This window comes from Corynebacterium sp. KPL2734 (assembly GCF_040225595.1).
Lineage (GTDB): Bacteria > Actinomycetota > Actinomycetes > Mycobacteriales > Mycobacteriaceae > Corynebacterium > Corynebacterium rhinophilum.
Window position 1 is genome coordinate 19,487 of the sequence record NZ_JBEHFO010000021.1, and the last position, 10,228, is coordinate 29,714.

The following is a 10,228-nucleotide window of genomic DNA, read 5'->3' on the forward strand; positions in this document are numbered from 1 at the left end:
CGCACACGATTCCGCCACTTATACACCCCTCTAGAGGAGAAACCTCCACAATGTCTAAGCTCGAGCTCAATGACGTCGATATTTTCTACGGTGATTTCCACGCCGTACAGAACGTAAATATGCAGATCCCGGCACAAGCCGTGACCGCCTTCATCGGCCCGTCCGGCTGCGGTAAATCCACCGTGCTGCGCACCTTGAACCGCATGCACGAGGTCATCCCTGGCGCATCCGTCAAGGGCGAGATCCTGCTCGATGGCACCAATATCTACGGTCCCAAGGTCGACCCAGTTTCCGTGCGCAATACCATCGGCATGGTCTTCCAGAAGGCCAACCCATTTCCCACCATGTCCATCGAGGACAACGTCGTTGCCGGCCTGAAGCTGTCTGGTGAGAAGAATAAAAAGAAGCTCAAAGAAGTAGCCGAACAGTCCCTGCGCGGCGCCAACCTCTGGGACGAGGTCAAGGACCGCCTGGATAAGCCGGGCGGCGGCCTCTCGGGTGGTCAGCAGCAGCGCCTGTGCATCGCCCGCGCGATTGCCGTGGAACCAGAAGTCCTGCTGATGGACGAGCCCTGCTCCGCACTGGACCCGATTTCCACCCTGGCCGTGGAGGACCTTATCCACGAGCTGAAGGAAAACTTCACCATCGTCATCGTGACCCACAACATGCAGCAGGCTGCCCGCGTGTCAGATAAGACCGGCTTCTTCTCCCTAGAAGCCACCGGCAAGCCGGGCCACCTGGTGGAGTTCGATGAAACCACCCGCATCTTTGAGAACCCTTCCCAGAAGGAGACCGAAGACTACATCTCTGGCCGCTTCGGTTAAAAGTAGACTCTGATTGTCCGAAAAGGGCGGTACCTCCAGCGCAGGGAGGTACCGCCCTTGTGGCAGTTTTATTAGCGGCGGAATTGGCGCTCTAATTCGCTCATGCGGGCCTCGAACTCGGCATCCTTTTGGTCCTCTTGGAGCTTCTTTTCAAACTCTTCCGGCAATAGGCCGGTAGCAAAGTAAATGATACGTCCAGCCACGGAGACGCAGTGATCCGCGTAGCGCTCGTAGTAGCGGGTAATCTGCGCCGTCTCTACGGCCTCGCGCACCGTTCCGTTCCATTCGCGCTGGGTGAGAATGCGCAGCAGATGATGGTTAATATCGTCCACCGCATCATCATCAGAACGCAGATTAACGGATAGCTCGGCATCTGGGGTGACTAAAATATCGTGTACCACCGAACCCATTTCCTGGGTTAAGCGGAACATCTCCTCCATGAACCCGAGGTATTCAGCGGGTACAACGGCCTCAGGGTGGCGGCGGCGCGCGGCATCGGCAATGTGCTGGGCCAGCTGACCCATGCGGAAGAGGTCTTCGACAATATAGATGGAAGACACCACCTGGCGCAGATCCTGAGCCATGGGGTTTTCCAACGCCAAAAGCTTTACCGCGCGTTCAGAGCAGCGTGAGCGGATCTCATCGAGTTCCTCGGTAAGGCTGAGCGCTTCCTCCGCGGGTTCCAGTGCGCGATCGAGCAGCGCCTGGGAGGCCTTATCCATGATGGTGCGGACGGTATCGCACATGACGATGAGGTCGTGCGAGAAGTTGTCCAGATGTTCACGGTAGGCAGTACGCATGCAGAAAATGATAGCTCACAAACCGGGTAAATGCTTGCTGAGTCACATCTGTGCGATTTTAGCCGCCGGAGTTATAAATATCGGCGCCGACCGGAACGAATTCATCCTCGGGGTCATCGAGCCAGCCATCGGGAAGCGCGACCTTAGAAGGCGAGCCCTGGCGCCCGCGCGCACCATCGGCATCGGCAGCCAAAGCATCAGAATCTGCCCAGGGTGCCAGCAATTCGCGCAGGCTCTCTAAGGAATCCACCTTGGCCAAGCCGGCGCGCACTTGCCCGCCGACGGGGAAGCCACGCAGGTACCAGCCAATGTGCTTGCGGATGTCCCTGGATGCGTGATCTTCACCCTCGTGCTGCGCGAGTAGCTCTGCGTGACGCAAGATTACCTGGGTGACCTTGCCCAAGGTGGGCTCGGCGGGGATGGACTCGCCGCGCAAGGCAGCACCCAGCTCCGCGAATAGCCACGGCCGGCCCAGGCAGCCGCGGCCCACCTGCACGCCATCGCAGCCGGTGGCCTCCATCATGCGGCGGGCATCATCGGCGCGGAAAATATCGCCATTGCCCAGCACCGGAACACCGGTATCCGCGAGGTGTTCCTTGAGCCGAGCGATCTCATCCCACCGGGCATCGCCGGAATAGCGCTGTGCGGCCGTGCGACCGTGCAGGGTCACGGCGGCGGCGCCGGAATCTACGGCGATGCGCCCGGCATCGAGATGCGTATGGTGCTCGTCATCAATGCCCACGCGCATCTTCACCGTAACGGGGATATTCGTGCCCTCGGTGGCCTTGACCGCGGCGGAGACGATATTGCCAAAGAGACGGCGCTTATAAGGCAGGGCAGAGCCGCCGCCACGCCTAGTTACCTTGGGAACGGGGCAGCCAAAGTTCATGTCGATGTGATCAGCCAAGTTCTCATCCACGATGATCTTGGCTGCTTTATAGGTGTATTCCGGGTCCACCGTATAAATCTGCAGGGAACGCGGATCTTCATCCGGGGCAAAGGTGGTCATGTGCATGGTTTTCTCGTTGCGCTCCACTAGGGCGCGCGCGGTGACCATCTCGCAGACATACAAGCCCGACACCGTTCCGGTGCGGGCCAGCTCCTGTTCCCGGCACAACGTGCGGAAGGCGACGTTGGTTACCCCCGCCATGGGAGCGAGGATGACGGGGGAGGAGAGGTCATAGTTTCCAATGCGCAAATTCACGCCCTAATTGTGCTCGTTAACCGCGGAATTTAGCAACTGAAACGAAGGTGGCGGCCACCGAGGAATCCCATTATTGGGGTGAAAGTCACAAAATGATGGTGGCGAAAACGTTAATTTTCGCTACTGTGGTCTGTGTAACTAAATTGGGTTGGCCGTAACACCGGTCTACTCGTATATGAAGGAGGATGACAGTTGTCCGATAGAATCGCATACGCCCCGTTTGAGAAGCTCGTAGTTTCTGCAGAGGAGGCTGCGAAGTACGTCAACAATGGTGACCGCGTAGGAATCTCCGGCTTCACCGGTGCAGGTTACCCCAAGGGTTTGCCTACCGCCATTGCAGATAAGGCGAAGGCGCTGCACGAAAAGGGCGAAGAGTTCAAGATTGACCTCTTCTCCGGTGCTTCTACCGCCCCGGACTGCGACGGTGTTTTGGCAGAGGCAGAGGCCATTAACTTCCGCTCCCCATACAACTCTGACCCGCTGCTGCGTAAGCAGTTCAACGACGGCACCGCGCTCTACCAGGACATTCACCTGTCCCACTTGGGCCAGCAGGTAGAAGAGGGCTTCTACGGTGACTTCCAGGTAGCCATCATCGAGGCCGTACGCATTACTGAGGAGGGCAATATCGTGCCGTCCTCCGCAGTGGGCAATAACCTCGAGTTCGTCGAGGCAGCAGACAAGATCATCATTGAGATCAACGAGTGGCAGTCCGAGAACCTCGAGGGCATGCACGACATCTACCGCATCGACAAGCTGCCTAACCGCCAGCCCATCCCGATTAACAAGCCGGGTGACCGCATCGGTACCACCTACATGGAGATCCCCGAGGAGAAGGTCGTTGCAGTGGTCAAGACCAACTCGGCAGACCGCAACGCTCCATTCCGCGAGCCGGACGAGACCTCTGAGAAGATCGCCGCTAACTTCATCGAGTTCTTGGAGGGCGAGGTTGCCGCAGGCCGCCTCGAGTACGACAAGTTCATCATGCAGTCCGGTGTGGGTAACGTGCCGAACGCCGTGATGGCAGGTCTTTTGGACTCCAAGTTCGAAAACATTCAGGCATACACCGAAGTTATCCAGGACGGCATGCTGGACCTTATCGATGCCGGCAAGATGACCATGGCTTCTGCAACCTCCTTCGCGCTGTCGCCGGAGTACGCAGAAAAGATGAACGCGGAAGCAGACCGCTACCGCAACCACATCATCTTGCGCCCGCAGCAGATTTCCAACCACCCTGAGGTCATCCGCCGCGTCGGCCTGATTTCTTCCAACGGCATGATCGAGGGAGATATCTACGGCAACATCAACTCCACCAACGTGTCCGGTTCCCGCATCATGAACGGCACCGGTGGCTCTGGTGACTTCACCCGTAACGCGTACATCTCCACCTTCGTGTCCCCGTCCATCGCGAAGGATGGCGCCATCTCCGCTCTGGTTCCGTTCGTGTCCCACACCGACCACACCGAGCACGACACCATGGTCATCATCACCGAATACGGTGTGGCTGACCTGCGTGGCTTGGCTCCAAAGCAGCGCGTAGAGAAGATCATCGCCGTGGCTCACCCGGACTACCGTCCGCTGTTGGAGGAGTACTACGAGCGTGCGAAGGAAAACAAGTTCCAGCACACCCCGCACGACTTGAAGTCCGCCTTCGACTTCCAGGTTAACTTCATGGAAAAGGGTGACATGCGCGGTTAATCTCCACCGCCATGGCAAAGGAGGGCCTCCCGGCTGGGAAGCCCTCCTTTTGCTTTGTTTGGATACTCTCAGGCGAGGGGTTAATTAGGAGATCTAAAAGTCAACACGCTAATATAGAGCGACGTTGGGCCTTTAGCTCAGTTGGTAGAGCTACGGACTTTTAATCCGCAGGTCGTGGGTTCGATCCCCACAGGGCCCACATCAGGAGCCGCCTTCGGGCGGCTCCTTTTCTAGTTTTTCACCAGCTTCTTAATGGCGTGCATAGCCTCCGCTAGCTTCTCCTTGGCCACCTCGCCGTCCTCGGCCGCCGCACCGGCCACACAGTGCTCTATGTGGTCCTCTAAGAGCGCGAGAGAGACATTCTCTAGTGCGGATGTCACCGCGGAGATTTGGGTGATGATATCGATGCAGTACTGGTCCTCATCGACCATGCGGTGAATCCCGCGCGCCTGGCCTTCAATGCGCTTCAGGCGCGCCAGATAACGCGCTTTGCTCTTACTATCGGCGTTGTATCCGTGGATATCCGGCTCGTGGCAGGAACAGGTTTTCTGCTGCTCAGACATGGTTAAAACTCCTTCTGGGGGAGCGATTTTGTTTCTTGGTGATGTCTCCAGTATATTTCTAGAAGTCGCCAAGAAGCGACTGGCCCCCATCGTCTAGCGGCCTAGGACACTGCCCTTTCACGGCAGCGGCACGGGTTCGAATCCCGTTGGGGGTACCAACACCATCGTGTTGGTACGAAATAATTTCTCATTTGGCCTTGTGGCGCAGTTGGTTAGCGCGCCGCCCTGTCACGGCGGAGGTCGCGGGTTCAAGTCCCGTCAAGGTCGCAGTCTGAACAGTACACGCTTCGGCGGGTACTGTTCTTTTTTGGTTTTGGGCCGCTGCTTGTTGGTGCCACCTTGGTACAGGGGTATCGGAAAGCGTGAAAACTGCTCTTGTAGTGCTGATTTGTGTTGTTTCTAGGCGGCTGTGTAAAGTAACTACCCGTGCCCAAGAGGCACACAAAATTGAAAATGGCCTTGTGGCGCAGTTGGTTAGCGCGCCGCCCTGTCACGGCGGAGGTCGCGGGTTCAAGTCCCGTCAAGGTCGCGGAAACCTTCGGGTTTCTGGCCAGATAGCTCAGTCGGTAGAGCACACGCCTGAAAAGTGTGGGGTCGCCAGTTCGATCCTGGCTCTGGCCACAACTATGGTCCCTCCTTATTATCAAGGAGGGGCCATTTTTGGTTTAATGGGGGACATGGAAAAAGCAATTTCTCATCAGACCGATTTCTCCCGCTTCGTGCTTACCGTTGACGGTGTGGAAGCAGGAATCTGCGAATACGTAGATTCCGGCGATACCCGCGAGTTCAATCACACGGTCATCGGGGATGACTTCCGCGGACAGGGCTTGTCCTCCCCGCTGATTAAGGCGGCCCTCGATGAAACTCGGGCTGCCGGCATGAAGGTCATCGCCACCTGCTCTGCTGTGGCGCACTTTATGGACAAGAACCCCGAATACCAGGACCTGCTGCGCGGTTAAGCACAGCAAAAAGCGGCCCACACAAGACTGTGGGCCGCTTTCAGTCTATTTAGATGTAATAGTCTGGATCCACGAGCTTGACTCGCTCATGCCTGTTTGAGGGCCGATTCTTGGCGGGGATGCCCACCGCGATGTGATCGGCTGGTACGTCCTTCGTTACAACGGCATTGGCACCGATGGCGGAACCGGCACCGATGGTGATGGGGCCTAAAACCTTAGCGCCGGCGCCGATGGTGACGTTATCTTCCACCGTGGGGTGGCGCTTGGTCTGGGTGAGGACCTGACCGCCGAGCGTCACGCCGTGGTAGAGCATCACGCCATCACCAATTTCCGCGGTTTCCCCGATGACAATGCCCATCCCGTGGTCGATAAAGAAGCGGCGCCCGATGGTGGCGCCTGGGTGGATCTCAATGCCGGTAAAAAAGCGGGTAATTTGGGCCAGGATGCGCGCAGGACCCCGCACGCCACGCTTCCACAGCCAGTGGGATACGCGGTGCGACCAGATGGCGTGCAGGCCGGAATAGACCATCGCGTTCTCAACGTCGCCGCGGGCGGCTGGATCATGATCCCGGGCATTGGCTAAATCTTCGCGGATATATTTAATAATGCTCATGCGGACTATAGTACTGGTCACAAAAAGGCACCCGCCAAGCTTGACGGGTGCCTTTTATTCACGGACTAGTTTGCGGGGCTAATTATGCCTCGCGGATGTCCTCGAAAAGAACGGTGGAAACGTAGCGCTCACCAAAGTCCGGCAGGACAACGACGATGGTCTTGCCCTCGAACTCGGGGCGCTCAGCCAGCTTCAGGGCAGCCGAGAGGTTTGCACCGGCGGAAATACCAACCAGCAGACCCTCTTCGGTAGCAAGGGCGCGAGAGAGCTTGATGGACTCCTCGAGGGAGGCGGTCAAAACCTCATCCAGCTGCTCGCGGTCGAGCACGTCCGGTACGAAGTTGGCGCCCAAGCCCTGGATCTTGTGCGGACCAGCCTGGCCTTCAGACAGCACAGGGGAGTCAGCCGGCTCAACGGCAGCGAGGTAAACGTCTGGGTTCTTGGACTTCAGGTAGCGGCCTGCACCGGTGATGGTGCCGCCGGTGCCGACGCCTGCGACGAAGGCATCGACATTGCCCTCGGCGTCGTCCCAGATCTCCGGGCCGGTGGTGGCCTCGTGGATCTTGGGGTTGGCCTCGTTAGCGAACTGGGAAGCCAAGATGGCGTTGCCGCGCTCGGCGACGATCTCGTTGGCCTTATCAACTGCACCCTGCATACCGGCAGCGCCCGGGGTCAAGATGATTTCTGCACCGTATGCGCGAAGCAGGACCTTGCGCTCATTGGACATGGTCTCTGGCATGGTGAGGACAACGTCGTAGCCCAAGGTTGCGCCGGCCAATGCCAGAGCAATACCGGTGTTACCGGAGGTAGCTTCAACGATGGTGCCGCCCGGCTTCAGGTCACCGGACTCCTCGGCGGCCTTGATGATGGCCAGACCGATGCGGTCCTTAACGGAGTTACCAGGGTTAAAGGACTCCACCTTGGCCAGCACGGTGGCACCCTTGCCCTCTGCCAAGCGGTTGATGCGGATGAGTGGGGTACCGCCGATGGTCTCTAGGACATTGTTGTAAATAGCCATTTATTAGGACTCCTTTGGGAATCGTATTCGTGGTCAAATCAGGTACAAGCGCAAGGATACACTATTTAAGTAGACAGAGTGGTATATTTATTACAGACTACCCATTCGGGCATGAAATGTGGGATTCGCGGCCGTGGAGGCAAAGGGGCGATTTCGAATTACCCCCACTTGCTGTCTATAATTCCACGTAGTTACCCGCTGCTCCCCAAGTTTTCGGGGATATCGGGTGCACCTACTTGGTTACCCCCGGACGAGGAAAGAGTCTCATGGAGTCGCATCGCCTCAAAGATGATGAAGAATCCGTACGCGCGGCACTGTCGTCTCTCAAAACCGCCACCGGAATCCCAGTGACGATGTACGCAACATTATTGGCGGATAATCGCCTGCAAATTACCCAGTGGGTGGGTCTGCGTACACCGGCGCTACAGAATCTGCTTATCGATGCCGGCGTGGGCGTCGGCGGGCGCGTCATCACCACCCGCCGCGCGGTGGGCGTATCGGACTACACGCGTGCCACCACCATTTCCCACGAGAACGACAGCGTGATCCAAGACGAAGGCCTGCACTCGATCGTTGCGGTACCGGTTACCGTGCAGCGTGAAATCCGCGGCGTGCTCTATGTTGGCGTGCACTCCCCAGTGCGCCTGGGGGATAAGGTCATCGAGGAAGTCACGATGACGGCGCGGACCCTGGAGCAAGACCTCGCGGTCAACTCCGCGATGCGCCGCGCCGATGGCGGAAAGGGGGGTGCCTCCCGCGGCCATGCCATGAACGGTGCGGAATGGGAACAGGTTCGTTCCACCCACTCCAAGCTGCGCATGCTGGCCAATCGCGTCGAGGACGAGGAATTGCGCAAGGAACTCGAGGCACTTTGCGATCAGATGGTCTCTCCTGTGCGCGTGAAGCAATCGACCAAGCTTTCAGCCCGCGAACTCGACGTCCTCTCCTGCGTGGCGCTAGGCCACACCAACGTGGAAGCGGCGGAAGAAATGGGGATTGGCGCCGAAACCGTCAAGTCCTACCTACGCTCCGTAATGCGCAAGTTGGGGGCACACACTCGCTACGAAGCCGTCAATGCCGCCCGCCGGATCGGCGCGTTGCCCTGATAACCGGTAGCGTATAAAGCTGTGAAAGATCAGTTTATTGTTTCCGGTGGTGCCCGCCTTGCAGGCACCGTCAAAGTAGATGGCGCCAAGAACAGCGTCCTTAAGCTCATGGCCGCCGCATTGCTGGCGGAGGGGACGACGACGCTGACCAATTGCCCAGAGATTCTGGACGTACCTTTGATGAAGAAGGTGCTCGAGGGCTTGGGCTGCGAGGTGACAATCGATGGCAGCACCGTCCGCATTACTACCCCCGCGACGCCGCAATCGAACGCGGACTTTGATGCGGTCCGCCAATTTAGGGCGTCGGTATGCGTCTTAGGCCCACTGACCTCGCGCTGCGGGCATGCAAAGGTTGCGCTGCCCGGTGGTGACGCCATTGGCTCTCGCCCGCTCGATATGCACCAGACTGGCTTGGAGAAACTCGGCGCCACCACGCGCATTGAACACGGCGCCGTGGTCGCTGAAGCTTCCGAGCTTCGCGGCTCTAATATCCGCTTGGACTTTCCTTCCGTTGGTGCGACAGAAAACATCTTGACCGCCGCCGTCTTGGCCGAGGGCACTACTGTTCTTCACAATGCCGCCCGCGAGCCCGAGATCGTGGACCTGTGCGAGATGATGAAATCCATGGGCGCCAATATCGAAGGCGAAGGCACCTCCGAGGTCACCATCCACGGCGTGGACCGGCTTAACCCAACGGAGCACGAGGTCATTGGTGACCGCATCGTGGCCGGCACCTGGGCTTATGCCGCAGCCATGACACAAGGCGATATCACCGTTGGCGGTATTGCTCCGCGTCACCTGCACCTTCCGCTGGAAAAGCTGAAGTCCGCCGGCGCAGAGATTGAAACCTATGAAAACGGCTTCCGCGTGCGCATGGATAAGCGTCCTACCGCCGTGGATTACCAGACGTTGCCTTTCCCAGGCTTTCCGACGGACCTCCAGCCCATGGCCATCGGCATTTCCTCCATCGCCGAAGGAACCACCGTGATCACGGAGAACGTCTTCGAATCCCGGTTCCGCTTCGTGGACGAAATGCTGCGCTTGGGTGCCGATGCCCAAGTGGATGGCCATCACGTGGTGGTACGGGGTAAGGAACATCTTTCCTCTACGCATGTATGGAGTTCCGATATCCGTGCCGGAGCTGGCCTAGTCCTCTCCGCACTGTGCGCCGACGAAGCGACGACCGTTCACGATGTCTTCCATATAGACCGCGGATATCCCCACTTTGTGGAGAACCTTTCGCGGCTTGGAGCCACCATCGAAAGGACGCAGGAAGAAGAAATCTTCTAATTAACCTTCCCCAGTACGCATTTTTCTCGTGTGTGCTGGGGATTTGTGCGTTTCTTGGAGTGGGGTGTAGGTTTATCCAAGTCGCCGAGAGGTAGCCGGTTGGTTACTTTTTAGTGATTTTTTGTACTGACTTGGCTCTAAGATTTGACTTGGTTC

Annotated in this window: 10 protein-coding genes and 5 tRNA genes; 10 read left to right on the forward strand and 5 right to left on the reverse strand. The window is 58.1% G+C overall.

Features of this window, described 5'->3' with window-relative positions; genetic code table 11:
* Positions 1 to 50: 50 nt before the first annotated feature.
* The gene (pstB, locus tag ABRP88_RS10245; RefSeq protein ID WP_005279626.1) at positions 51 to 824 is read left to right on the forward strand and encodes a phosphate ABC transporter ATP-binding protein PstB; all 774 of its coding nucleotides are present in this window, start codon (positions 51 to 53) and stop codon (positions 822 to 824) included.
* Positions 825 to 895: 71 nt separating this feature from the next.
* Here the strand turns inward: pstB and phoU are convergent, their stop codons facing one another.
* A complete protein-coding gene (gene phoU / locus ABRP88_RS10250) occupies positions 896 to 1,624 on the reverse strand; it encodes a phosphate signaling complex protein PhoU (protein ID WP_284770386.1) in 729 nt (242 codons plus the stop codon).
* A 58-nt stretch (positions 1,625 to 1,682) separates the two neighbouring features.
* Positions 1,683 to 2,828, reverse strand: coding sequence for a tRNA dihydrouridine synthase DusB (gene dusB / locus ABRP88_RS10255; RefSeq protein WP_284805863.1), 1,146 nt, complete (start codon positions 2,826 to 2,828; stop codon positions 1,683 to 1,685).
* A gap of 192 nt (positions 2,829 to 3,020) precedes the next feature.
* Here dusB and scpC point away from each other — a divergent pair, with 192 nt between their 5' ends.
* On the forward strand, positions 3,021 to 4,523 hold the full coding sequence (gene scpC, locus ABRP88_RS10260; protein WP_349837132.1) for a succinyl-CoA:acetate CoA-transferase ScpC: 1,503 nt from the start codon (positions 3,021 to 3,023) through the stop codon (positions 4,521 to 4,523).
* 126 nt (positions 4,524 to 4,649) lie between these two features.
* A tRNA-Lys gene (locus ABRP88_RS10265) sits at positions 4,650 to 4,722 on the forward strand.
* Between the two features lie 31 nt (positions 4,723 to 4,753).
* On the opposite strand, the gene ABRP88_RS10270 is transcribed toward ABRP88_RS10265, so the two are convergent.
* A complete protein-coding gene (locus ABRP88_RS10270; protein WP_023023790.1) occupies positions 4,754 to 5,086 on the reverse strand; it encodes a metal-sensitive transcriptional regulator in 333 nt (110 codons plus the stop codon).
* 82 nt (positions 5,087 to 5,168) lie between these two features.
* Between ABRP88_RS10270 and ABRP88_RS10275 the strand changes: the two genes are divergently transcribed.
* From ABRP88_RS10275 to ABRP88_RS10295, 5 genes are all read left to right on the forward strand, one after another.
* A tRNA-Glu gene (locus ABRP88_RS10275) sits at positions 5,169 to 5,244 on the forward strand.
* A 35-nt stretch (positions 5,245 to 5,279) separates the two neighbouring features.
* Positions 5,280 to 5,353: transfer RNA gene (locus tag ABRP88_RS10280), tRNA-Asp, on the forward strand.
* Between the two features lie 188 nt (positions 5,354 to 5,541).
* Positions 5,542 to 5,615, forward strand: a tRNA-Asp gene (locus ABRP88_RS10285).
* Between the two features lie 19 nt (positions 5,616 to 5,634).
* Positions 5,635 to 5,707, forward strand: a tRNA-Phe gene (locus ABRP88_RS10290).
* Between the two features lie 56 nt (positions 5,708 to 5,763).
* Positions 5,764 to 6,045, forward strand: a complete 282-nt coding sequence (locus ABRP88_RS10295) for a GNAT family N-acetyltransferase (protein WP_349837133.1) — start codon at positions 5,764 to 5,766, stop codon at positions 6,043 to 6,045.
* A 49-nt stretch (positions 6,046 to 6,094) separates the two neighbouring features.
* Here the strand turns inward: ABRP88_RS10295 and epsC are convergent, their stop codons facing one another.
* Together epsC and cysK are read right to left on the reverse strand one after the other, a co-directional pair.
* A complete protein-coding gene (epsC, locus tag ABRP88_RS10300) occupies positions 6,095 to 6,658 on the reverse strand; it encodes a serine O-acetyltransferase EpsC (RefSeq protein ID WP_284785892.1) in 564 nt (187 codons plus the stop codon).
* An 82-nt stretch (positions 6,659 to 6,740) separates the two neighbouring features.
* Positions 6,741 to 7,676 (reverse strand): cysteine synthase A, encoded by a 936-nt coding sequence (gene cysK / locus ABRP88_RS10305; protein ID WP_284770391.1) that lies wholly within the window; start codon positions 7,674 to 7,676, stop codon positions 6,741 to 6,743.
* 266 nt (positions 7,677 to 7,942) lie between these two features.
* Between cysK and ramA the strand changes: the two genes are divergently transcribed.
* Complete coding sequence (gene ramA / locus ABRP88_RS10310) at positions 7,943 to 8,782, forward strand: acetate metabolism transcriptional regulator RamA (RefSeq protein ID WP_005279642.1); 840 nt, start codon at positions 7,943 to 7,945, stop codon at positions 8,780 to 8,782.
* A gap of 21 nt (positions 8,783 to 8,803) precedes the next feature.
* Positions 8,804 to 10,072, forward strand: coding sequence for a UDP-N-acetylglucosamine 1-carboxyvinyltransferase (murA, locus tag ABRP88_RS10315; RefSeq protein ID WP_284770392.1), 1,269 nt, complete (start codon positions 8,804 to 8,806; stop codon positions 10,070 to 10,072).
* The last annotated feature ends 156 nt before the right edge of the window (positions 10,073 to 10,228 follow it).

Bases quoted from the DNA above. Each gene is read 5' to 3' on its own strand.
- pstB (WP_005279626.1), top strand. From the start codon at position 51: ATGTCTAAGCTCGAGCTCAATGACGTCGATATTTTCTACGGTGATTTC.
- phoU (WP_284770386.1), bottom strand. From the start codon at position 1,624: ATGCGTACTGCCTACCGTGAACATCTGGACAACTTCTCGCACGACCTC.
- ABRP88_RS10270 (WP_023023790.1), bottom strand. From the start codon at position 5,086: ATGTCTGAGCAGCAGAAAACCTGTTCCTGCCACGAGCCGGATATCCAC.
- ABRP88_RS10295 (WP_349837133.1), top strand. From the start codon at position 5,764: ATGGAAAAAGCAATTTCTCATCAGACCGATTTCTCCCGCTTCGTGCTT.
- epsC (WP_284785892.1), bottom strand. From the start codon at position 6,658: ATGAGCATTATTAAATATATCCGCGAAGATTTAGCCAATGCCCGGGAT.
- cysK (WP_284770391.1), bottom strand. From the start codon at position 7,676: ATGGCTATTTACAACAATGTCCTAGAGACCATCGGCGGTACCCCACTC.
- ramA (WP_005279642.1), top strand. From the start codon at position 7,943: ATGGAGTCGCATCGCCTCAAAGATGATGAAGAATCCGTACGCGCGGCA.